19 protein-coding genes and 1 pseudogene are annotated in these 24,754 nt (G+C 48.4%); 15 read left to right on the forward strand and 5 right to left on the reverse strand.

Annotated features, from left to right (window positions below):
- Positions 1-212: 212 nt before the first annotated feature.
- Entirely contained in the window at positions 213-2,588 is a 2,376-nt protein-coding gene (locus tag ACW6QF_RS14480) for an outer membrane beta-barrel protein (RefSeq protein WP_456088338.1), read from the forward strand.
- A 236-nt stretch (positions 2,589-2,824) separates the two neighbouring features.
- Entirely contained in the window at positions 2,825-4,354 is a 1,530-nt protein-coding gene (dnaB, locus tag ACW6QF_RS14485) for a replicative DNA helicase (protein ID WP_456088339.1), read from the forward strand.
- Between the two features lie 100 nt (positions 4,355-4,454).
- On the opposite strand, the gene ACW6QF_RS14490 is transcribed toward dnaB, so the two are convergent.
- The 3 genes and pseudogenes from ACW6QF_RS14490 to ACW6QF_RS14500 all read right to left on the reverse strand — a co-directional run.
- On the reverse strand, positions 4,455-4,589 hold the full coding sequence (locus ACW6QF_RS14490) for a hypothetical protein (protein ID WP_298552468.1): 135 nt from the start codon (positions 4,587-4,589) through the stop codon (positions 4,455-4,457).
- 101 nt (positions 4,590-4,690) lie between these two features.
- Positions 4,691-5,899: a hexokinase gene (locus ACW6QF_RS14495; RefSeq protein ID WP_456088340.1), complete on the reverse strand. Its 1,209-nt coding sequence runs from the start codon at positions 5,897-5,899 to the stop codon at positions 4,691-4,693.
- A gap of 58 nt (positions 5,900-5,957) precedes the next feature.
- Positions 5,958-6,929: pseudogene (locus ACW6QF_RS14500) on the reverse strand (serine hydrolase domain-containing protein); the annotation flags it as partial.
- A gap of 353 nt (positions 6,930-7,282) precedes the next feature.
- Here ACW6QF_RS14500 and ACW6QF_RS14505 point away from each other — a divergent pair.
- Both ACW6QF_RS14505 and ACW6QF_RS14510 read left to right on the forward strand, forming a co-directional pair.
- Complete coding sequence (locus ACW6QF_RS14505; RefSeq protein WP_456088341.1) at positions 7,283-9,160, forward strand: glycoside hydrolase family 127 protein; 1,878 nt, start codon at positions 7,283-7,285, stop codon at positions 9,158-9,160.
- 45 nt (positions 9,161-9,205) lie between these two features.
- The gene (locus ACW6QF_RS14510) at positions 9,206-11,530 is read left to right on the forward strand and encodes an ATP-dependent helicase (RefSeq protein WP_456088342.1); all 2,325 of its coding nucleotides are present in this window, start codon (positions 9,206-9,208) and stop codon (positions 11,528-11,530) included.
- 120 nt (positions 11,531-11,650) lie between these two features.
- Here the strand turns inward: ACW6QF_RS14510 and ACW6QF_RS14515 are convergent, their stop codons facing one another.
- Positions 11,651-12,970: a M56 family metallopeptidase gene (locus ACW6QF_RS14515; protein WP_456088343.1), complete on the reverse strand. Its 1,320-nt coding sequence runs from the start codon at positions 12,968-12,970 to the stop codon at positions 11,651-11,653.
- 23 nt (positions 12,971-12,993) lie between these two features.
- Positions 12,994-13,353, reverse strand: coding sequence for a BlaI/MecI/CopY family transcriptional regulator (locus ACW6QF_RS14520; protein WP_298552478.1), 360 nt, complete (start codon positions 13,351-13,353; stop codon positions 12,994-12,996).
- Between the two features lie 187 nt (positions 13,354-13,540).
- Between ACW6QF_RS14520 and nspC the strand changes: the two genes are divergently transcribed.
- The 11 genes from nspC (at position 13,541) to ACW6QF_RS14575 (ending at position 24,728) form a co-directional block, all read left to right on the forward strand.
- Positions 13,541-14,680: a carboxynorspermidine decarboxylase gene (nspC, locus tag ACW6QF_RS14525; RefSeq protein WP_456088344.1), complete on the forward strand. Its 1,140-nt coding sequence runs from the start codon at positions 13,541-13,543 to the stop codon at positions 14,678-14,680.
- Between the two features lie 75 nt (positions 14,681-14,755).
- Positions 14,756-15,709, forward strand: a complete 954-nt coding sequence (ftsY, locus tag ACW6QF_RS14530) for a signal recognition particle-docking protein FtsY (protein ID WP_298552482.1) — start codon at positions 14,756-14,758, stop codon at positions 15,707-15,709.
- Positions 15,710-15,730: 21 nt separating this feature from the next.
- Entirely contained in the window at positions 15,731-17,026 is a 1,296-nt protein-coding gene (gene rimO, locus ACW6QF_RS14535; RefSeq protein WP_456088345.1) for a 30S ribosomal protein S12 methylthiotransferase RimO, read from the forward strand.
- Between the two features lie 83 nt (positions 17,027-17,109).
- Positions 17,110-17,400, forward strand: a complete 291-nt coding sequence (locus tag ACW6QF_RS14540) for an HU family DNA-binding protein (protein WP_298552487.1) — start codon at positions 17,110-17,112, stop codon at positions 17,398-17,400.
- Positions 17,393-18,721 carry an HU family DNA-binding protein gene (locus ACW6QF_RS14545; protein ID WP_456088346.1) on the forward strand — a complete coding sequence of 443 codons (1,329 nt, stop codon included), beginning with the start codon at positions 17,393-17,395 and terminating at the stop codon, positions 18,719-18,721. Before ACW6QF_RS14540 ends, ACW6QF_RS14545 begins: the two co-directional genes overlap by 8 nt.
- 156 nt (positions 18,722-18,877) lie before the next feature.
- Positions 18,878-19,873, forward strand: a complete 996-nt coding sequence (locus ACW6QF_RS14550; RefSeq protein ID WP_298552491.1) for an AAA family ATPase — start codon at positions 18,878-18,880, stop codon at positions 19,871-19,873.
- A gap of 82 nt (positions 19,874-19,955) precedes the next feature.
- Positions 19,956-20,825 carry a DUF58 domain-containing protein gene (locus ACW6QF_RS14555; RefSeq protein ID WP_298552494.1) on the forward strand — a complete coding sequence of 290 codons (870 nt, stop codon included), beginning with the start codon at positions 19,956-19,958 and terminating at the stop codon, positions 20,823-20,825.
- Positions 20,826-20,834: 9 nt separating this feature from the next.
- Positions 20,835-21,941 carry a hypothetical protein gene (locus ACW6QF_RS14560; RefSeq protein ID WP_456088347.1) on the forward strand — a complete coding sequence of 369 codons (1,107 nt, stop codon included), beginning with the start codon at positions 20,835-20,837 and terminating at the stop codon, positions 21,939-21,941.
- Between the two features lies 1 nt (position 21,942).
- Positions 21,943-22,929, forward strand: a complete 987-nt coding sequence (locus ACW6QF_RS14565) for a vWA domain-containing protein (RefSeq protein ID WP_298552498.1) — start codon at positions 21,943-21,945, stop codon at positions 22,927-22,929.
- Between the two features lie 13 nt (positions 22,930-22,942).
- Positions 22,943-23,962: a VWA domain-containing protein gene (locus ACW6QF_RS14570; RefSeq protein WP_456088348.1), complete on the forward strand. Its 1,020-nt coding sequence runs from the start codon at positions 22,943-22,945 to the stop codon at positions 23,960-23,962.
- A 13-nt stretch (positions 23,963-23,975) separates the two neighbouring features.
- Positions 23,976-24,728, forward strand: a complete 753-nt coding sequence (locus ACW6QF_RS14575; RefSeq protein WP_456088353.1) for a tetratricopeptide repeat protein — start codon at positions 23,976-23,978, stop codon at positions 24,726-24,728.
- The last annotated feature ends 26 nt before the right edge of the window (positions 24,729-24,754 follow it).

Genomic DNA, 24,754 nt, shown 5'->3' on the forward strand with positions numbered 1-24,754 from the left:
GCATTGAGGAAATTCAGCGAGATTAGATCCTATACCGAAATAATCGCAATTTACCGTTCGCAGTCAATAAATACACCGGAGATGTTGATGAAATTCCTTTGTTTTGTCAGGTAACCGGCGATAAGACTAAATAACACTTCGTAAGCGAGTGATAACACAGTTTCTCCCCGGAAGGCTTTTCCTTTGCAGTGTTAATTAAAAAACAAACGAAAATGAAACGAATACTTTATTACTCTTTGGCTTTACTTGTTGCCGGTAGCGGGATGGTACAGGCGCAGGATTGGATTCATGGAAAGGTGGTCGATAAAAGAGAACAGCCGATAGATGGAGTGGCTGTCGTGTTGCAAACATTGGATTCTACTTATATGGATGCGGTCGTCACGGATAGCTTGGGGCTGTTTTTACTGAATAAGGAAGCCGACCGGGAATACCGTTTGCTGTTCCAGCATTTGTTATATGAACCGGCCTGTAAAGAAATTTCTACCTCAGATGTCGGTAGGGTACAACTGATCGAAAAAGAGAACGAACTGGATGGTGTTGTGGTAAAGGCCGAACGTCCGCAGGTGAAAGTGGAAAATGGCAAATTAAAATATGATGTCCCCCAATTGATGAAAGATAAGGCGGTCAGTAATGCGTTCGAAGTGGTGAAACAGATACCCGGTGTGATCGGTACGGACGATGCCGTCCAACTGTTGGGCGCCGGCAGTCCGAGCATTGTGATCAATGGGCAGTTGACCACGATGTCGATCGATCAGTTGGTCGGTTTGCTGAAGACAATCCCGGCTTCGAGGGTAAGTAACGTAGAGATCATGTATAATGCACCCGCCAAATATAATATCAAAGGAGCTATGATCAATGTCGTATTGGATAAGGAAACTGCCGAAAAGAATATTCTTCAAGGAGAAACCGGTGCCGATTATTTGCAGCGCCATTACGCGGAGGGGAGAGTTCATGGCAACTTGCTTTACTCCACATCCCGTTTCAATATAGACTTCTTAGCCGATGGGGCTAAGGGACGGAACTACATGGGAGAGGATATTCTGGCCCGTCATACCCTGGAAGAACGGGTAACGGAGGTCAACCAATCGGGACGCGGCACCCGGAGCGGCATAGATGGAACGGTGCGTTTAGGCATGGACTATACTTTCAAAAATGATGACAGGCTTTCTGCCGCTTATTATCTTACGGCTGGCAAATCCGATATCGAGCGGATAGCCGCTACAACCTTCCAGACATTGAAATCCGGACAGCCGGTGGAAGAACGCCTGAGCCGTACCTATGTGGAAGGAAACAATGCGTTGCATAATGTCCGTATTCAGTATGACGGCAACTCCGGACTGATGGCGGGAGCGGATTTTACGCGTTATCATTCACCCGGTTTCCAGACATTTGTCGATCAAAGCCGTGAAACGACGGTGACGGATATGCAGAACAATTCCAAGCAAGATATTTCACAAGGAGCACTATTTATTAACCATAGCCGCACTTTTGAAACCGGGTGGGCGCTGAATTACGGTGTCCACGGCGGTTTCACTTCTTCGAAGACCTATATCGATTATCTATATAATAAAGGTAACGGCTATGAATTGGCTTTTGATGAACTTGAAAATAACCGCCAGAAAGAGTATAGTGGAAATACATTCTTGGAGGTGTCCAAGGATTTCGGTTCTCATTTCTCCGCAACTGCTTCCCTGAAAGTTGAATACTTCAAATCGGATTATACCTCTAACGGTGTGAAGTCCACACTTTGGAATGACTGGACTTTATTCCCGAATGCGACTCTCAGCTATACGATCAATCCGATGCACATCATTCAACTGGATATAAGCAGCGACAAAACCTATCCGTCTTATTGGGATGTGACACCGCAGGCAAGCCCGATCAATTCTTATTCCGTTGTCTTGGGCAATCCTTCCCTGAAGCCTTACCCTTCTTATAGCGGGCAGTTGATTTATATCCTGAAGCAAAAATATACGATCCTCGCTTTTTGTGACTATGTGCCCGATTACTTCGTCCAATTGCCTTATCAGAATACCTCGGAACTGAAAAACGTATTCCGGTATGAGAACATGGACTACCTGTTGCAATTCGGAATCGGGGCGATTGTCCCTTTCCGTGTCGGAGAGTTCTGGAACAGCCAGGTAACCTTGTCAGGTCAGCGTATTCAAGAGAAGTTGGACCATTTTCATGATCTGTCTTTTCATAATGAGAAATACACCGGACAGTTCAAGATGGACAATACGTTCACCCTTTCCAAGACCCGTCCGAATTTGAAACTGGATTTGAATGCCTATTTCGTGACCGGAGCCGTGCAGGGAATCTATGATCTCGGCTACCTCTATGACGTGTCTTCCGCACTGAAATGGCAGTTTGCCGACGATCGCGCTACTTTGATCCTGAAATGTAATAACATTTTCCGTAGCAATATGCCTCATACAATGGAAATCAACCAGTCCGGTCAATATAGCCGCCTTTGGAAACTGGATGACCAACGTTGTGTAACCGTTTCTTTTGTCTGGAAATTCGGAGGTTATAAGAAAAAGCACCATGAAGCGGTGGATGCTTCCCGGTTCGGCAAATCGATGTGACCTGCTCTTTTGACATTTAGATCGGGAAATGGGATATTTGCTATCAAATGGAATGTTAAAAAATATTACCCTTGCGGGTAATTTCAAATAGTTGGGGTATAAATCCGATTTTCACGGGATCATGCTGTCTTTTTGATAAAAGAAGATTCGGGGTGTATAAATGGGATTCTCTTTTGCGAGGTTCGGAGAACCGGATAAAAAGTATTACATTTGGTGCCCGATAACAAATTAGAATAATGGCAGAAAAAGGAAAAAATACAGGAGGCAAAGGAAGGCAGAAGCCGGTCGTAGTGCCCGATATGGGGCGCTTGCAACCGCAAGCCCGTGAGTTGGAAGAGGCGGTGTTGGGCGCTCTGATGCTTGAAAAAGATGCTTATTCCATGGTCAGTGAAATATTGAAACCGGAATGTTTCTATGAGAAGGCGCATGAGAAAATTTATGCCGCCATCGTAGACCTGGCGATCAGCCAGCGTCCGGTGGATATGCTGACTGTCACCGAGCAATTGAAGAAGCGCGGTGAACTGGAAGAGGTGGGCGGCCCGTTCTATATATCCCAACTGACCGGCAAGGTAGCCAGTAGCGCCCACATCGAATACCATGCCCGTATTATCGCACAGAAATACTTGGCGCGTGAATTGATTTCTTTTACAGCCATGATACAGGGCAAGGCTTTTGACGAGACGATCGATGTGGAAGACCTGATGCAGGAAGCCGAAGGAAAACTTTTTGAGATTTCCCAGCGCAACGTGAAGAAAGACGTCACCCAGATCAATCCGGTAATCAAGGAAGCGATGGTGCTGCTTGAGAAGGCGGCCAATCAAAAAGAAGGGCTGAGTGGCCTGCGCACCGGCTTTGAAGGACTGGACAAGATGACTTCCGGATGGCAGAATTCCGACCTTATCATCATTGCCGCCCGTCCTGCGATGGGTAAGACGGCGTTCGTCCTCTCTATGGCCAAGAATATGGCGGTGAACCATAATACGCCGGTCGCCCTGTTCTCTCTTGAAATGAGCAACGTCCAGCTTGTCAACCGTCTGATCGTGAACGTATGCGAGATTCCGGGCGAGAAGATCAAGAGCGGACGTCTGGAAAACTACGAATGGGAACAGTTGGACTTCAAGATAAAGGAGTTGTACGACGCGCCGATCTATGTGGACGATACGCCGAGCCTTTCGGTGTTCGAACTGCGTACGAAGGCCCGCCGCCTGGTGCGTGAACACGGTATAAAGATCATCATCATCGACTACCTTCAGCTGATGAACGCGAGCGGCATGAGTTTCGGCAGCCGTGAACAGGAAGTCAGTACCATTTCACGATCGTTGAAAGGGCTGGCGAAGGAACTGAACATTCCGATCATTGCCCTGTCGCAGTTGAACCGTGGCGTCGAGGCGCGTCAGGGAGCGGAAGGGAAACGCCCGCAGTTGGCCGACTTGCGTGAATCCGGCGCTATCGAGCAGGATGCGGATATGGTTTGTTTCATCCATCGTCCGGAATATTATAAGATAACGGAAGACGAGCGGGGTAATTCCCTGATCGGCCTGGCCGAGATCATTATTGCCAAGCACCGTAACGGTGCGGTCGGGGATGTACGCCTTCGTTTCAAGAGCGAATTTGCCAAGTTCATGAATGTGGACGAAGATGTTCCGGTCCGTGAGTTCTCTTCCAATATGAACGGTTCGGGTCTGATGGAAGCTATGCCGCCTATACCACCGGCCGGCGCTGATTTCCTGGCTCCCGCTCCGGGGAATAACGAGGTGCCGTTTTGAATCTGCACTAATTAGATTATTCATGCAAGGCGCCTTCCGCCCGGTTTTTCCCTCTACCCGGCCGGAGGCTGTGCTTATCAGCGGGAAAAATTGCGGACGGTTATTTACCGTCAGATGAATCTTTTCCGCTGATATCCAGTATATCTTTGACTATGTGCCAAATAACGAACAATATCATGACGCATCCGATCATGATGCCTCCGACTTTTATGACTGTGCCAATATATTCTTCCATGTTTCCCAAGTATAATTTTCGTAAATATAGGCATAATATAATCACTTACCTGTTTTGGAAGAATAAAAGAGTAGCATTTCCTATATTCGGATACTCGGCAGTCAGGCAAACGCCGCGATACCTGTCCCTATCAGGTTGGCGTTCTTCATGTCGTTGATCCGTACTTCTATATCTTTTAATGCAAATTCATCGAGCAGTTCCCGCAATTTTTCCATGACAAGGGTACTATAGTTTTTGTCCTTCCGGTTCTCGCTCCAGAAGAGGCTGCCTTCGGCGACCAGGCAGATTTTCCGTATCTCTTTATTATAGGATCTCAACAACAGGATAAGTCCTGCGAGCGAAGCGGCTGTCAGCTGTGCCGACCGGTTGTAAATCCAGTGTGCGACTTGTACATACACGTCTTTGTGAATGTCCGGATAGTTCATGATCGCCGTCAGTTTACGGGCATCGAATTTGTCTTCGAACTCATCTAATGGGAAAGTGGCTTTCAGAATATCTCCCAGATACAGGCCTGAGATCGCTTTTTCAAAACGCTGTTTCCCCAAACTGCCCGAAATGGCATCGACCATGTCGTCGACGGCAGTCAGGAAAGGCGGGTGAAAATTGCCGGATTCCAAGTTAACCGGGATCAAGCCCTGCATCTTGTATGCCGGATTCAGTTTGGTTATTTTATCCGCCGGAACGAATGTGGCCATGTTTGTCCCCGTCCCTACGATCAGCCCGATATAGGCATCGTAACTGCTGTCTGTCAAACCTGCAAATAAACTGGCTATCGTGTCGTTTAAGACCTTAATACCCGTAAATTTGATTTTGCTGCGTTCATTCAGATAGTCGAGTAGAGGTTTCCCGACCAACTGCCCGACCATCTCTTTGATGTCCACCCCTTTTGTCCAGCGCAGCAATTTGGCATCGCCGTCCGGTACCGACTCTGCCGGATAAGAGAAACAGTAACCGATTGGCATCTCTTCATCACGTTTTATCCCGACAATCATGTCAGCCAGTTCCTTGAAAAGTTCTTCGCGGGTGTAGCCCGGCGACTTCATGACCGACATGTCTTTTTTCCAACCGTTATCGGGATGGATGGCGGGTGCTCCGTCGCCGAAGTCGACGGTTGCCACCCGGTAGTTGGTGCCTCCTAAATCGAGAACCAATGCTTTGCCCTTGATATGGCCGGCATCAGGCGCAATAAAAGTGGGGATGCACTGTATTTCCGCATTTTCCCAGTTCAACCCCTCTTCGACCTTTTCCCCGAACGAGCGGGCTATCTCTTTGAGCTGGCTGTTATCCAGCCAGAAAATGTTCTTCTCCATAAGATTGTTTTATTGTAATAACAATCGAGGAGGAAGATTTGCTCAAAAAGGAAATTTGTTACAATGCCGGCAGGATATGTTCCCAGATCAGGTTGATTTCAGCCTGCATATCGTTGATCTTGGCGGTCGTCACGATTACAGCGTCTTTATCGGGGAGGAGGATGATATACTGGCCGGCTGCACCATCGGCACGGACACCGTTATGCCGGCAACGCCACATTTGATAGCCATATCCTTGCAGCCAATCGCTGTCTTCGGGCTTCATCCGGAGATTTTCCGGCCGCATACCGGCGGGTAAAGAGGCTATTTTGGAGGTTGTCGCCTCTTTGATCCAGGATTCGGGCAACAGCGGCTTGCCGTTCCATTTCCCTTTTTGCAGGAAGAATTGTCCCATCTTTGCCAAGTCTTCCGTTTTGAGGTATAATCCCCAGCCTCCGCAATTGATTCCCTGCGGGCTTTTATCCCAGGAAACGCCAGTGATTCCCAATGGTTGGAACAGGCGCGGGGTCAGGTAGTCGAGAACTGTCCGGCCGGTCACCTTCTGGATGATGGCGGAAAGCATATAGGAGCCGAGGCTGTTGTACACGAAGAATGTCCCCGGTTTATGTTCTACGGGCGTTGCCAGGAATTCCTGCACCCAGTTCGCATCCTTTTGCTGGCGGATCCGGTTGGTCGGGTCTGTGTCGTGTCCGCATGACATTGTCAGAAGATGGCGTATTTCCATTTCTTTCAGATAAGGGCTGATTTCTGCCGGGAGCTTGTCGGGGAAGAAGGATACGACCTTGTCCGTGACTTTCAGTTTCCCTTCGGCTACGGCAAAACCGATGGCGGTAGCCGTAAAGGTTTTACTGACAGAGTTTAATATATGGGGTTTGTCTGCGGCCCCTTCGCCCAGCCATTTCTCTGCAATTACCTTGCCGTGCTGGAGAACCATGATGCTGTGCAAATCCTGTTTGGCGACGTTCACGGCATCCAGGTAGTTGTCTATGGCTTTTTTCATTGTTTGAGGAGCCGCGGTCCGGGGGAGCTTCGTCCCGTTATCCGTTGCGGTCTGTTCCATACTTTTTCTCCCGGTGTTCTCCGGATGGATATTGGCCTGCCCTGGCATAGGAAGTACCGACGCATATACCATACAGCCGAAAATCAGTTTGCTTACTTTGTTTTTCATAATATATGATAGTTGTTTTTATGAATCTCAACAAAGATAAATAAAATCTATATCGAATGGCATGCTGAAGCCAATAAAACAAAAACAATGAGGTGAATATCCGCTGAATATGGTTTTTCGATTATCATAATTGACAGGTATTCTGTCAATTTTATAACAATATATCACGGTTAACTCCTTATTTTTGTTCCTGTAATTCTTAATTTTTTAATATTATGATGATTCCGTTTAAGGTGAAGGCCTTCTCTTTCCTGTTGGCTTGTGCCTGCTCGACAGCAGGGATGGCGCAAGTCGTCAATGATTCTCCTGTGAGACAGGTAAAAATATCCGGTTATGTTGGGACTCGAATAGCTGATTGTATCGAACATCGTGTGAAAGCGCAGGATGTGGATCATTTGGTCGAACCGTTCCGCCACCAGGACGAGAAGACGCGTTGGCAAAGTGAGTTCTGGGGGAAATGGATACAGGGGGCGATCGCTTCTTATCGTTATAACCGGGATCCGGAACTGTACCGGATCATAAAGGAGGCGGCCGAATCGCTTATGGCGACGCAGCTGCCGAACGGCTATATCGGGAATTATGCACCGGAATGCCAGTTGCAGCAATGGGATGTCTGGGGACGTAAATATACTTCGCTGGGATTGATTGCCTGGTACGATCTGTCGGGTGACAAAAAAGCCTTGGAGGCAGCCTGTAAAGTGGTCGACCATCTGATGACGCAGGTCGGTCCCGGAAAGGCGGATATCGTCTCGACCGGCAATTATGTCGGTATGCCGAGTTCTTCCATCCTCGAACCGGTCATGTATCTGTATAACCGGACGAAAGAGGGGCGTTATCTCGACTTTGCCCAATACATTGTCGGGCAGTGGGAGACACCCGGCGGTCCGCAACTGATCAGCAAAGCCATTGCCGATGTGCCTGTAGCCAACCGTTTCCCGCATCCGAAAACCTGGTTTTCGAGGGAGAACGGACAGAAAGCTTACGAAATGATGTCCTGCTATGAAGGGCTGCTCGAATTATATAAGGTAACAGGCAATCCGCTCTATCTCTCTGTCGTGGAAAAGACAGTCGGGCATATCGTACGCGAAGAGATCAACGTGGCCGGATCAGGTAGTGCATTCGAATGCTGGTATGGCGGGAAGGAACGGCAGACACAACCGACTTACCATACGATGGAAACCTGCGTGACTTTTACCTGGATGCAACTTTGCAACCGCCTGTTGCAGATGACGGGCAACTCCCTGTATGCCGATTATATGGAAACGGCTATCTATAATGCTTTGATGGCTTCTTTGAAAGCGGATGCTTCTCAGATAGCCAAATACAGTCCGTTGGAAGGATGGCGGCATGAAGGGGAGGAGCAATGCGGCATGCACATCAACTGTTGCAATGCGAACGGCCCGCGTGCTTTTGCCATGATTCCTCAATTCGCCTATCAGGTTCAGGACGATTGCGTCCGGGTGAATTTTTATGCTCCCTCGGAAGCGGAGTTGGTATTGCCGGGCAAGAAACCGGTACGGTTGAAGCAAACGACCGAATATCCGCAGACTGATCAGATCGAGATAGAGGTCGATCCGGCGAAAGAGACGGTTTTCACCATTGCCTTGCGTATCCCGGCATGGAGCAAGATTGCGACGGTTTCCGTGAACGGACAACCGCAGGGCGATGTCCTGCAAGGCGCTTACTTGCCGGTGGACCGTAAGTGGAAAAAGGGCGACCGGATCACTGTCAAGCTCGATTTGCGTGCCCGTTTGGTGGAAAAGAACCAGGCGCAGGCTATTGTGCGCGGTCCGCTGGTCTTGGCCCGTGACAGCCGTTTCGGGGATGGCTTTGTCGATGAAGCCTCTGTTGTCGTGAGCAAGGACGGGTATGTGGAGTTAACGCCTGTGGAGGCTCCAGATTTTGCCTGGCTGGCTTTTACCGCCCCGATGGTGTTGGGAACGGACCTGGAAAGCAACCGGGCTCCGAAGCAGATCCATTTCTGCGATTTTGCCTCTGCCGGGAATACCTGGGATAAAACGCAGCGTTACCGGGTGTGGTTGCCGAAGACATTGAATGTGATGCATTCGCCTTATAAGCCGTATAACCAATAGATAAATAAAAATTCGTACCTTTGTATTCTTAAAAATACAAGATACGTGGAAGAATATCTGCAACAATTGAATGAAAGTCAGCGCGAAGCGGTTGTCTATACCGACGGGCCTTCGCTTGTGGTAGCCGGAGCCGGGTCGGGAAAGACACGCGTGCTGACCTACAAGATAGCTTATCTTTTGCAACAAGGGGTGCCACCCCAAAGTATTCTGGCGCTTACTTTTACCAATAAGGCGGCACGCGAGATGAAAGAGCGTGTTGCCTCCCTGACGGACGAACAGACGGCACGGCGGTTATGGATGGGGACGTTCCATTCCATCTTTTCCCGCATACTCCGCTACGAGGCGGAGCGTATCGGCTATCCGTCCGATTTTACCATTTATGATGCGACCGATTCTAAAAGCCTGCTCCGTTCCATCATGAAGGAGATGCAGCTTGACGACAAGACGTACCGGCCGGGAATGGTGCAGAGCCGCATCTCGAATGCAAAAAATGCGCTTGTCACCTATAAGGCGTACGAGCAGAACAAGGAGTTGGTACAACATGATATAGATTCGAAAGTCCCTTTGCTACGTGAGATATATAAGCGGTATCAGAACCGTTGCCTGCAAGCGGGGGCGATGGATTTCGACGATTTGCTGCTGCAAACGAATATCCTTTTCCGTGATCATCCGGACGTATTGGAGAAGTACAGGAACTTTTTCCAATTTGTATTGGTGGACGAGTACCAGGATACGAACTTTGCCCAGCATCAGATCGTGCAGCGCTTATGCGAAATGCACCGGCGTATCTGCGTGGTTGGAGATGATGCGCAAAGCATCTATTCTTTCCGGGGAGCCAATATCGATAATATCCTGCAATTCAAGAACCAGTATCCGGGTTGCCGCATTTTCAAACTGGAACGGAATTACCGTTCGACGCAGAATATCGTAAATGCGGCGAACAGCCTGATCCATAAGAACACGAAGCAGATCCGGAAAACCGTCTATTCGGAAAAGGAAGTGGGCAGCAAGTTGACCGTTTGTTCGTCCTATTCCGATTATGAAGAGGGATATGCCGTTGCCGGTAGGATTAACGAAATGAGGATGCGGGATTATGATTATGCCGATTTTGCCATCCTCTACCGGACAAACGCACAGTCCCGTATTTTGGAAGAGGCTTTGCGTAAAAGGGGAATCCCTTATAAGATATACGGTGGCCTGTCTTTTTACCAGCGGAAAGAAGTGAAGGATGTCATCTCCTATCTTCGCCTGATTATAAACCCGCATGACGAGGAGGCTTTCAAACGTGTGATAAACTATCCGGCTCGCGGGATAGGAAATACGACATTGGATAAGCTGACGGCTGCCGCCACGAAACATAATATCAGCTTGTGGACCGTGTTGAACGATCCTGTCGGGTACGCCCTGCCGGTTAATAACGGCACAGCGAAAAAGCTAAGCGATTTCCGGGAACTTATTTCCGGTTTTATCGAACGGAATGTCAAACTCTCTGCCGAAGAAATCGCCTCTGTGGTGGTGAAGGAAAGCGGCATTGTCGGTGTCTTGTTTCAGGATCGTTCGGTGGAAGGAATCAGCAAGCAGGAAAACTTGCAGGAGTTGTTGAAAGGTATTGCCGAGTTTTGCGAGATACGCCGTGAGGAAGGGGCGGAACACATCTCGCTAGCCGACTTCCTGTCTGAGGTATCGCTGTTGACAGATCAGGATAACGATAAGGAAGAACAGGCAAACAAGGTGACGATGATGACGGTGCATGCAGCCAAAGGGCTGGAGTTCAGGAATGTTTTCATTGTCGGGCTGGAAGAGGACCTGTTCCCATCCGCCATGTCGAAGGACAATCCGAGGGCGGTGGAGGAAGAACGCCGCCTCTTCTACGTTGCCATTACCCGTGCGGAAGAAAATTGTGTGCTGACATACGCCAAAAGCCGTTACCGGAATGGCCAGAGTGCGATGTGCTCACCCAGCCGCTTCTTGAAAGACATCGATACCCAATATATTTATACGTCGGCAGATACCGTTGCCGACGGTTTGTTTGCTGGCACTCGTCGTCCTTCGGCTTTTTCCTCTGCTTTCCGGCAACCGAAGGCTATGGAAGAAGATGCTTATGTCTCTCCGGTCGCTCAGGCAGTCGGACGGCAGGCACGTCTGACACAGATGGAAACGGCTTCTTCGTCTCCGGCCTCGTCTTTGTCTTCTGCCCCGGCCCTGTCGGGCTTGCATGTCGGGGCTAAAGTCCGGCACGACCGTTTCGGGGATGGTGAGGTGACTGCCATTGAAGGCGAAGGTGGCAATGCGAAAGCAACCGTTTCGTTTGCCCATTTCGGCCAGAAACAACTGCTTTTGAAGTTTGCACGCTTGACAATTGTCGAATAAAAATATCTCCCTCTCTGAGAGGGGCGTGGGGCATGTGATCTTCGTTTATCGCCTGGCAGCATTTTTGAAGATTGCATGCCTTTTTTGTGTCCTGCTCAAAAAGGGAAATACTGTCTTAGGCTACTGTAACCGGTAAGTTAACGGGACGGTATATTGCACACGGACAACTTTTCCGTCTTTCATCTTTCCCGGAGTCCATTTGGGCATTGAATTGACAACCCGTAAAGCTTCTTCATCCAATGAGGGATATAGGGCTTGTATTACTTTGGCATTTGTAATGCTTCCGTCTTTTTCAACAATAAATGTGACAGTCACTTTTCCCTGCTTTCCCTGTTGCTGGGCTTTTACCGGATATTTTATGCTTTTAGCAAGAAACTGCAACAATGCACTTTGCCCACCTGGAAATTCGGGCATGATATCACACGTTTCATGAATCTTGTCCTTGTCCGGTGGAAGCGGATCGGCAGTCTCCATTTCGAAAACAGTGGTTGCTGCGAGAGAAGCCGGCTGTTGGATGACCTCTGCTACCTTTTCATTCAATACACGTGCCATCGCATCGATATTATTGAGCAATAGCAAGCCTGCGGCCATTGGAACCAGCGCCAGGTATTTTACTTTTCTGGCGTTGTTCGTCCTTTTTTTGTTTAACATAGTAATTCTCTTTTTAAGTGGTAAGACACTGAAATTGTTATATAAACTTGTAATAGCCGTATTGGGATGTTTTACTCCGATCAGATGGTACTGGTATTCTTTCTTGTCGAATCCGGCAAGCATGACCTGCTCATCTGCGATAAATTCATGATTTATGCTGATTTCTTTCTTTAGCCACCAGGCAAACGGGTTTATCCAGCAGACCATGCAGACGATCTCACCGGCCATCATGTCGACCGAATGCCATTGGCGGACGTGCGTTTGTTCATGGATCAGGATGTCATCGAGCCTTTCCCTTTGTTGCGGGTCGGATGAAATGAAAATCCAACCGAAAAAAGAGTAGGAGGCTTCCGCTTCCGGCAGGATACAAACTTCGGTGTCGTTCAAAGTGATTTTCCTGCATTTCGCGTGTAAACGGAAAACGGCGGACAGCTCCGCCAGGCATCTGAACAGCAACAGGCCGGCTCCTGCCAGCCAGATAGCTTGCAGGACCCTGAGCCCGGTTTCTTTCCAGTCGGAGGCGGCTATTTCATCACTTGCCGCCAGAACCGTTTCTTTAGGTAGCAACCCCGAATAGTAGCCGACTATACCCGCTACGCTTGTCTGGGTCGACAACCAACCGCTCAAGTCCGGCAAAGGGTAAAGGAATGCGATCAGGTAAATCGACAATAACACCCCTCTGCGTAACCTGAAGAACGTATCGTCGCGGAACAGGAGGCGATAACAGATGTATAAAAATGCCAACGCCAGATTTACCTTAAGAAAGTAGATAAGTATCGGAGTTATCATATCGATATCTTTATAATAATAGATTATTCTTCTTTTTCGATCTGATCCATCAGGTCCTGCAAATCGCTTTTGGATAATTTGCGGTCGCGGACGAAGAAGGAGACCATTTCCTTATAAGAACCGGTGAAATAATTTTGTACGACATTCGACATGAAGGTACGCTTGTATTCCGCTTCTTTTACGAGTGGGGAAAAGAGTGTGATCGTCCCGAATTTCTTCGGTGTGACATATTTCTTTTTTTCAAGATTCCGGACCACCGATGCCACACTGGTATAGGGCGGTTTCGGATCGGGCATTTCGTTCAGTATGTCACGGATGAAACACGATCCTAATTTCCAGATATACAACATGACACTTTCTTCTTGTGCTGTCAGTCTTTCCATTGCTTTGTTGTTTTTTGAATTACAGTTTACTATCTTTTCGCAAATCTACTTTTTTTTAGTAGATAAAGGTATGCGTTTTGTGGTAATAATTGTTAATGAAGAGAAAAGAGGCGATAAGCCCCTCACTTGTTTTTCGCTTTTTATTCCGTATCTTTGTCCGACAGAATTAAAGAAAAATACTTACCGGATGATAGATTTCAATATGATACCATCCCCCTGTTATGTGATGGAAGAAGAGTTGCTTCGCCGTAATTTGTCACTGATCAAGAGGGTGAAGGAAAGGGCTGGCGTTAATATAATCTTGGCTTTTAAGGCATTTGCGATGTGGAAAGCATTTCCTATCGTACGTGAATATATCCCGTATTCGACAGCCAGTTCGAAGTTTGAAGCCAGGCTGGCTTTTGAAGAGATGGGTAGCCGGGCGCATACCTATTCGCCGGCATATACGGAAGCGGATTTCCCGGAGATTTTAAGATACAGCAGCCATGTGACGTTCAACTCGCTCACGCAGTTCGAACGTTTCTATCCGATGGTGCAAGCGGACGGCAACCGCGTGTCGTGCGGCCTGCGCATCAATCCGGAATATTCGGATGTCGAAACGGATTTGTACAATCCTTGTGCGCCGGGGTCCCGGATGGGAGTGGTCAGCGACCTTTTGGGCGACAAGCTGCCTGACGGTGTCGAGGGCTTGCATTTTCATACGCTTTGCGAATCGAGCTCGTATGATTTGGAAAAGACGTTGGGAGAAGTGGAGAAACGTTTCGGCCGTTTCCTGCCGCATATCAAATGGTTGAATATGGGAGGCGGCCACCTGATGACGCGAAAAGGCTATGACACGGAGCATCTGATCGGATTGTTGCGGTCGTTCAAGGCCAAATATCCGAATCTCGAAATCATCATGGAGCCGGGAAGCGCATTTGCATGGCAAACCGGATTCCTGCTGACGACGGTGGTGGATATCGTGGAGAATCATGGCATCAAGACTGCGATCATAGACGCTTCTTTCACTTGCCACATGCCCGATTGTCTGGAAATGCCCTATAAACCGGTGATTCGCGGGGCTATAGAGCCGGAGGAAGGGAATCCGGTTTATCGTATCGGGGGAAACAGCTGCCTGAGCGGCGACTACATGGGCGACTGGTCTTTCGAGCAGCCCTTGAAAGTGGGTGATAAATTGATATTCGAAGATATGATCCATTATACCGTTGTCAAAACGACCATGTTCAACGGGATCCCGCATCCTTCCTTGGCTTTGTGGAGCAAGGAAGACCGGCTCGTGATGTACAGGGAGTTCGGTTACGAAGACTACAAGGAGAGAATGGACTGAGAAATTGAAAATTGAGAATTATTTAGTAATTTAGCGCACTCATTCAGAAAAGAAATAAATTAAGCAATATAAGATATGGGTATTTTTAGCTTTTTCAGTAAGGAAAAAAAGGAAACTCTGGACAAAGGGTTATCTAAGACAAAAGAAAATGTATTTTCTAAGATTACCAGGGCTATTGCCGGCAAGAGCAAGGTGGACGATGAAGTCCTGGACAATCTGGAAGAGGTGCTGATCACTTCCGATGTCGGAGTAGATACTACGCTGAAAATCATTTCCCGTATCGAAGACCGCGTAGCCAGAGACAAATATGTGACGACCGGCGAGCTGACGGCGATCTTGCGTGAAGAGATCGCCTCCCTGCTTACGGAGAACCATACGGAAGACTTGGAGTCGTTTACGGTTCCGGAAGACAAGAAACCGTATGTCATCATGGTCGTTGGTGTGAACGGTGTAGGCAAGACGACCACGATCGGCAAACTGGCTTATCAGTTCAAGAAAGCCGGCAAGAATGTGTATTTAGGAGCTGCCGATACGTTCCGCGCTGCAGCCGTGGAGCAATTGGTGATTTGGAGTGAACGGGTGGGAGTGCCTGTCGTGAAGCAGAAGATGGGCTCTGACCCTGCTTCGGTGGCATTCGACACGTTGAGTTCGGCAAAGGCGAACGGGGCGGATGTGGTTATCATCGATACCGCCGGTCGCCTACATAACAAAATCAATCTTATGAACGAACTGACCAAGATCAAGAATGTGATGAAGAAAGTGGTTCCCGATGCACCGCACGAAGTCTTGTTGGTTTTGGACGGCTCTACCGGACAAAATGCATTTGAACAAGCCAAGCAGTTTACTGCCGCAACCGAGGTGAACGCGTTGGCGGTTACCAAACTGGACGGCACAGCCAAAGGCGGCGTAGTGATCGGCATTTCAGATCATTTCCGTATCCCTGTCAAGTACATCGGCTTGGGAGAAGGAATGGAAGACCTTCAGGTGTTCAATCGGAAAGAATTTGTAAACTCCCTTTTCGGAGAATAAAAGGGTGTTTGTACCATCAATATGAGAAAAAATAAAGTAGACATTATAACGCTGGGTTGTTCGAAGAACCTGGTGGATTCGGAGCAACTTATGCGTCAGTTCGTGGCGAACGGGTACGACGTCGAACATGATCCTCACAAGATCAACGGTGAAATCGTCGTTGTGAACACGTGCGGCTTTATCGGGGATGCCCAGGAAGAGTCGATCAATATGATACTCGATCTGGGAGAAGCCAAGAAGAAAGGGAAGATCGGCAAACTGTTTGTCATGGGATGCCTTTCCGAACGGTTCCTGAAAGACCTGGAAAACGAATTGCCGGAAGTCGATCGTTTCTATGGGAAGTTCAACTGGAAAGAGCTGCTCGACGATTTGGGCAAATCCTACCATCGCGAATTGGCTGCCGACCGTGTCTTGACCACTCCCCGGCATTACGCCTACCTGAAGATCGCCGAAGGGTGTGACCGTACCTGTTCGTACTGCGCCATTCCGATCAGCACGGGGCGTTACCAGTCCGTACCGATGGAAGAGGTTGAGAAGGAAGTCCGCCTGTTGGTGAAACAGGGTGTGAAAGAATTTCAGGTGATCGCTCAGGATTTGACTTATTACGGTTTGGATTTGTATAAGCGCCATGCATTGCCGGAACTGGTGGAGCGCATCTCCGATATTCCGGGAGTGGAATGGATTCGCTTGCATTATGGTTATCCGTCTCATTTCCCTTATGATTTGCTCCGGGTTATGCGTGAACGCGGTAATGTCTGCAAATACATGGATATCGCCCTTCAGCATATCAGCGACCCGATGTTGAAGAAAATGCGCCGTAACATCACGAAAGAAGAAACATACGCCTTGATACGCCGGATGCGGGAAGAAGTCCCAGGCATTCATCTGCGTACGACTTTGATGGTCGGCCATCCGGGGGAAACCGAACAGGATTTTGAAGAGCTGGTCGGATTCGTAAAGGAAACCCGTTTCGAACGCATGGGCGCTTTTGCCTACAGCCATGAGGATGGGACCTATTCGTTTAAGCATTATGCCGATGATATCGATCCGGAAGTCAAGCAAGAACGCTTGGATTATTTGATGCGCGTTCAGGAAGGCATATCGGCGGAAGTAAACAATTTCAAGATCGGAAAGGAATTCAAGGTGATGATCGACCGTGAAGAAGAAGACTTCTATGTCGGCCGTACGGAATTCGACTCACCGGAGGTCGATCCGGAGATTCTTGTCTCTAAAGAGAAACCGTTGATCCCCGGAACGTTTTATAATGTACGGATTGACGATGCGCAGGCATTCGACCTGTATGGAAGTGTATTTTAATTTGATGTAAAAACTGCAAATAAGTTTGCCGGTTTACGAAAAAATAACTAATATAGCTGCATAATCTATTAATGGATGCGGATATGAAAAATAAGGAACTGGTTACCGAACTTGCCGCCCGTATGGGCTGGAGTGCACAGGAAGTCGCAGAAACGCTTTCTGTCCTGAGTACCGTAGTCAGTTCGCGCCTGGTCGATAACGATACCATATACCTGCAGGGTTTCGGGCAGTTCGAGGTGAAAAAGAAAGCGGAACGGATTTCGGTCAATCCTTCAAACGGCAAACGGTATTTGGTTCCTCCCAAACTTGTTCCGGTGTTTAAGCCCGGAACGACCGTCAAGAATAAACTAAAAGAGTTAGGCGACCATGAATAACCGGTTGACAATACAGGATTTGGCCGGTCTGTTGGCCGAATATACAGGGAAAGACAAGAGCAGTTCCGAGCGCTTTTTGAGGGAATTCATAGCGGTCGTGTCGGAAGGGGTCTATACGGATAAGCTGGTAAAGGTCAAGGGGCTCGGCACTTTTAAAATCATACCTGTGGAGAAGCGTGAAAGTATTCATGTGAATACGGGTGAACGTTTCGTGATCCCGGAACATTATAAGTTTTCTTTCCTGCCGGATAAGGATCTGCGGGAACTTGTCAATAAGCCGTTCTCTTTTTTTGAAACGACAGAACTGGGTGAGAATGTCGATTTTACCGATATGGATATCGTGCCCGACGAACCGGAAATAAAAGAGACGGAAGATGAATCGATCGAGGAGGTGATGCCTGAAGAGAAACGCTTGCTTGAGGAAGAGGTGATTCTTGATAGGACGGAAATCCCGGAAACTCCTGAAATTCCTGAAATCTTTGAAACTCCAGAAGCCTTTGAAACTCCAGAAGCCTTTGAAACTCCAGAAGCCTCTGAAACTCCTGAAACCTCTGAAACCTCTGAAACTCCCGATGTGTTCGAGCCTGCTGGAAGTTTTGATGAAACTTCGAAGATTCTCGGATTTTCGGCAGAGACTCCTGGAACTCCGGATGCAGGCCAACCGGCTTATTCTGTAAAAGAAGAGGGTGAAATAGCCCGCTATTCGGAGACAAGCGTAGGGGTGGATATGTCCCGTAACAAATTGAAATTGATTATTTGGGTAATCGTTATTTTTCTGGCTTGTTTCGGCATTTGTTTGTCCCTGAATATTTTCTTCTTTTCTAAAGAGGACAAGGAGATGCTTGATTTAAAGAAGAAGGTGGCTCTTTGGGAGAATGATACTGCCGTGGGAGATTCCGTTTCTTTGGTTGAAGATACTGCTGTTGTCAAGGAGGATGGCCTTCCTATGCTGGAAGACACGCTTTCCGTATCATCTGATTTTGGCACTCCGCAAGCAGAAGAGCCTGTGATAGCAGCTCGTCCCGATACGTTGGATACGTCAACGAAGCCGGAGACCGCTTCGCCTAAAGTCATTGCCCGCGTTAAGATAGAGCCGGGGAGCCGTCTGACGCTGATCTCGTTGAAGTATTACGGAAGCAAATTGTTCTGGGTATATCTGTATGAGTACAACAAAAACGTCATAAAAGACCCGAACAACGTGCCTATCGGCACTGTGATCGAGGTGCCTGCGCCGGAAATGTATGGCATCGACCGTCGTGACCGTTCTTCCGTCGAAAAAGCCGCTGCCCGCCAGACCGAGATACTGAGTGGCAAACTGTAACGAAAACCCTCCCTTTTAAGTAAAATAAAACAAAATAGTTCTGCGCAGGTTAGTATTATTTAACTGCGAAAGTGCAGAATACGAATTTAACATTTCTAATTTTGTGCATCTTAAAAAAGCACGTAAAAATAGTAACAATATAATTGAAGAAAATCTATGAGTCAGACAGTAGACATTCGTGAGTTGAACGAGCGAATTGAAAGTAAAAGTTCGTTTGTGAACATGATTACGATGGGTATGGACCAGGTAATTGTTGGACAGAAACATTTGGTTGAATCATTATTGATCGGTCTGCTTTCAGATGGCCATATCCTGCTGGAAGGTGTGCCGGGATTGGCAAAAACGTTGGCCATTAAGACGCTGGCATCATTGATCGATGCGAAATATAGCCGTATCCAGTTCACGCCGGACTTGCTGCCGGCCGACGTAATCGGTACGATGATTTATAGTCAGAAAAGCGAAGAATTCCAAGTCAAACAAGGTCCCGTCTTCGCTAATTTTGTGTTGGCGGATGAAATCAACCGTGCTCCGGCAAAGGTGCAGAGCGCCCTTCTGGAAGCGATGCAGGAACGTCAGGTGACCATCAGCGAAAACACATACAAGTTGCCGTCTCCTTTCCTGGTAATGGCGACCCAGAACCCGATCGAGCAGGAAGGTACCTACCCGTTGCCTGAAGCACAGGTGGACCGTTTCATGCTGAAAGTCATCATCAACTATCCGAAGAAAGAGGAAGAAAAGCTGATTATCCGTCAGAATATCTCCGGAGTGAAGCCGGATATCAAACCGATCCTGACGAAAGATGAGATCCTCGAAGCCCGCAAGGTTGTCAGGGAAGTTTATCTGGATGAAAAGATCGAACGCTATATCGTGGATATCGTGTTTGCTACCCGTTTCCCGCAGGAACATGGTTTGGCAAACCTGGCTAACATGATCTCCTTCGGAGCCTCTCCGCGTGCGTCCATCAACTTGGCATTGGCTGCCCGTGCATATGCCTTTATCAAACGCAGAGGGTATGTGATCCCCGAAGATATCCGTGCAGTGTGCCACGACGTGATGCGTCACCGTATCGGCTTAAGTTATGAAGCGGAAGCCAATAACCTGACATCCGAAGAGGTGATCAGCGAAATTCTGAATAAGGTAGAAGTCCCTTAAAAAACCCTTTCTGTCTTTTCGGGACTTGCCGGAAATCCGGGAACCGGAGGAAGGCAGTTTTTAATTGTCAGCAATAAGAAAAATGGAAACAAGTGAACTATTAAAGAAGGTTCGACGGATTGAGATAAAGACGCGCGGCTTGTCACGCAATATCTTTGCCGGGCAATACCATTCGGCGTTCAAAGGGCGCGGTATGGCATTCAGCGAAGTGCGCGAGTATCAATACGGAGACGATATCCGCGATATCGACTGGAACGTGACTGCCCGTTACGTCCGCCCATACGTGAAGGTGTTCGAAGAAGAACGGGAGTTGACGGTGATGTTGCTGATCGACGTGTCGGGCAGCAGGGACTTCGGTTCCGTGAATGTAATGAAGAAAGAAATCATTACGGAGATCGCGGCGACATTGGCCTTCTCGGCTATCCAGAACAACGACAAGATCGGCGTGGTGTTCTTCTCCGACAAGATAGAGAAATTTATTCCTCCTCAGAAAGGGAAGAAACATATCTTGTATATCATTCGCGAACTGATCGACTTCCAGCCGGATGAAAAGCAGACCAATATCGCACAGGCATTGAAATATCTGACCAATGCGATCAAGAAGCGCTGTACGGCTTTCCTGATCTCCGACTTTATCGACAAGGACGGGTTCAAGGATGCCTTGACCATCGCCAACCGCAAGCATGACGTGGTGGCCATACAGGTGTACGACCGCCGCGAGACGGAACTGCCGGCTGTCGGGTTGATGAAGATCAAGGATGCGGAGACGGGACAGGAACGCTGGATAGACAGCTCGTCCGCCCGTGTACGGGCCGCCTATAAGGAGTGGTGGGACCGCCGGCAGGCTGCTATGAGCGATTCGTTCAAGAAGTGCCGCGTCGATTCGGTTTCCGTCCGTACGGAAGATGATTATGTGAAAGCATTGATTGCTCTTTTTGACAAACGTAATTAAAGCAAACAAATGAAATTAATAAAGAAAAGCATTCTGTTACTTGTACTTGCCGGTGGAACATTCCTGTCTGGCGGGAAAGCGTATGCGCAGCAGACGCTCGTTGACGTTCGTGTCGACTCTGCCGCCATACTGATCGGAGAGCAGACTGTTTTACATTTGACGGTAACGACAGACAAAGATAAAGCCGTCCGGCTCGTCATTCCACGCGACACGTTGATGGCAGGAGTGGAGGTGCTGGAAATCCCGAAAGCGGACTCCACCTTGATCGAAAACGACCGCCTGCTGATCAAGCAGGACTTGCTGGTGACCTCTTTCGACTCTTCCCTTTATCTGTTGCCTCCGTTTATGGTGATCGACGGGCCGGATACCGTTTACTCCAACCAGGTGGCCTTGAAGGTGTCGACAGTTCCTGTCAATGCCGACAAACCGGAGGAGTTTTACGATATCAAAAGCGTCTGGAAGCCACCTTTTGTATTGGCCGATTACTATCCCTGGATATTCGGTGTGTTGCTGACTCTGTTCCTGATTTGTGTGGTTGCCTACGTGATCAAACGTATGCGTAACCGTCAATCCATCCTGCCGTTCAAGAAACCGGAACCGAAACTTCCGCCTCACGAGCAGGCGATCAAGGAACTCGACGAGATCAAGCAGCAGAAGCTCTGGCAACAGGGGCGCAGCAAGGAGTATTATACATTGATTACAGATACGTTGCGCCGCTATATCGTGGACCGCTTCGGCATCAGTGCGATGGAAATGACTTCCGGAGAGATACTCGATATCATCCGCAAGCAGCAGGAGGCGACTTCTGTCTATGAAAGCCTGAAACAGATCATGCAACTGGCCGATTTCGTGAAGTTCGCGAAGATGAATCCGCTGCCTGATGAGAACGACTTGAGCTTGATGAACGCTTATCTGTTCATCAACCAGACGAAGGTGGAAACCGTTGCCGAACCGGAACAGGATGTCCCGTCCGGGCAAGACGCAATCCATCGTCTCGACGAGACGCAGCGCGTCATCTCGCCTGAACGTAACGCATCTTCTCGCCTGAACGGCGGGCACCGTCTCGACGAGACGCAAACTGATACAATAAACGATTCAAATAGAAGTAAAGAATAAGATGATATTTGCAAATCCTACATATCTGTATTTGTTATTGTTGCTGATCCCGATGATCGGATGGTACGTCTACAAACTGAGCAAGAATCAGGCAAGTTTGCAGGTATCGTCTACGGAAGGTTTCGATGCTCCGGGGGCAAGCTCCTGGAAAGTCTGGCTCCGGCATGTCCCCTTCATTTTGCGTATGGCGGCGGTAGCTGTCCTGATCGTGATATTGGCGCGTCCGCAGTCGACTAACAGTTGGCAGAATTCCTCGACGGAAGGTATCGACATCGTGCTGGCAATGGATATCTCGACCAGTATGATGGCGCAGGACTTGAAACCGAACCGCCTGGAAGCATCCAAAGATGTGGCGTCCTCTTTCATCAACGGCCGTCCGAACGATAATATCGGTTTGGTCGTGTTCGCGGCAGAGAGTTTCACGCAATGTCCTTTGACAACCGACCATACGGTCTTGCTGAATCTCTTCAAGGATGTCCAGCCGGGCATTATCCAGGATGGGACGGCGATCGGTCTGGGACTGGCGAACGCCGTCAGCCGTATAAAAGACAGCCAGGCCAAGTCGAAGGTAATTATCCTGTTGACGGATGGTGTGAATAACCAGGGCGAGATCGCTCCGGTGACGGCCGCCGAGATAGCCAAGACGTTCGGGGTCCGTGTTTATACGATCGGCGTCGGAACGCAGGGCAAGGCGCCTTATCCGTTCCAGACAGCTTTCGGTGTCCAGTACATGGATGTCGACGTGGAGATCGACGAACCGACTCTGAAACAGATTGCTGCTACGACCGGCGGACAGTATTTCCGTGCGACGGATAATGCCAGCCTGAAAGAGATCTATTCGGAAATCGACAAGATGGAGAAGACGAAGATCAGCGTCCAGGAATACAGTAAAAAACAGGAAGAGTACAAGAATTGGGCGATTCTGCTGTTCTCGCTTTTGCTGGTCGAGATATTATTGAGAAATACATTGTTAAGAAATATACCGTAAATATAAAAGGCTTATGTTTCGTTTTGCACATCCGGACTTTTTATACTTGCTCTTTCTGCTTCCCGTACTGGTTGCATTCTATGTGTATGCAATCATCTTGAAGAAGAAGGCGATAAAGAAATATGGTAATCCCGAATTGTTGGCAGAGTTGATGCCGGAGGTATCTCCCAAGCGCCAGCATCTGAAGTTTTGGCTGTTGTTCGGAGCCATTACGATGGTTATCATAGTTATGGCCGGGCCGCAGTTCGGTTCCAAACTGGAGACAGTGAAGCGTCAGGGCGTGGAGATCATGGTCTGTCTGGACGTATCCAATTCGATGTTGGCGGAAGATGTTTCGCCCGATCGTCTGTCCAAGGCCAAACAGATGTTGTCCAAGTTGACTGACGGCTTTTCGAATGATAAGGTCGGACTGATCGTATTCGCAGGAGATGCTTTCACGCAACTTCCCATCACTTCCGATTATGTCTCGGCCAAGATGTTCCTTTCGTCCATCAACCCGTCGATGGTCTCGACGCAAGGTACGGCTATCGGCGCTGCCATCAACTTGGCGGTGCGTTCCTTTACGCCGAGCGAGACATCGGACAAGGCGATTATCCTGATTACCGATGGTGAGAACCACGAAGACGATGCCGTGAAAGCCGCTGCCGCAGCAGCAGAAAAAGGCATTCATGTAAACATTGTCGGCATGGGGGATCCGAAAGGTTCTCCGATCCCGGTGGACGGTAACAACAACTACATGAAGGACAAGGAAGGAAATGTGGTGATCACGAAACTGAATGAAGAGATGTGTCAGGAGATTGCTGCTGCCGGTCATGGGACGTATGTCCGTGCCGACAATACCAATTCTGCGCTTCGCGCACTTCAAAAAGAGATCGATAAAATGAATAAATCGGAACTGGACAGCAAAGTCTATTCGGAATATGACGAACGTTTCCAGACATTTGCCTGGATCGCATTGATTCTGCTTTTGGTGGACTTCATGACGCTGGACCGCAAGAACCGTATATTCAGAAAAGTAAAATTATTCTCTTAATGCTATGGACAAGATGAAACGTATGCGAAAATCGATTATATGGATGGCGGCATTCATGTTCTGCAGTGGAGCTGTGTTTGCCCAGAAGGCGGAACGTAAGAATGTGCGGGAGGGGAATAAACTGTATGAGACGGAGAAGTTTACCGAGGCGGAAATCGCCTACCGGAAAAGCTTGGAAGTGAACCCGCGTTCATCCGAAGGAACTTATAACTTGGGGAACGCCCTGTATAAGCAGAAGAAATTTCCTGAAGCAGCCGAGCAGTACCAGTTGATAGCCGGACAGGGAGAGAAGATGATCGAAACTCCCGAAGGCAAAGCCCGCTTGGCGGAAATTTATCATAATGTCGGAAATATTGGCATGCAGAATAAAGAGTATGCCAAAAGTGTCGAAGCTTACAAACAATCTTTGCGGCTGAACCCGAAAGACGATGAAACCCGTTATAATTTGGCTTTGGCACAAAAATTGTTGCAGGATCAGCAGAATCAGCAAAATGAAGATCAGAATCAGGATCAGAACGAAGACAAGAAGGAAGATCAGGATAAACAGGATCAACAGCAGCAGAATCAGGACCAGCAACAACAGCAGGATGACAAGAAGCAGGATAAGACACAGGAACAACAACCGCAGCAGCAAGAACAGATGAGCAAGGACAATGCTCAGCAGATGTTGGATGCCTTCCTGCAGGATGAAAAGGACACTCAGGAGAAGGTGAAGAAAGCGCAGGCTCAACAGCAGCAGCGCCATCGCACGGATAAGGAGTGGTAGTTGAAAATTAAGAATTAAGAATTAAG

The sequence above is a fragment of the Parabacteroides sp. genome (genome assembly GCF_977054455.1).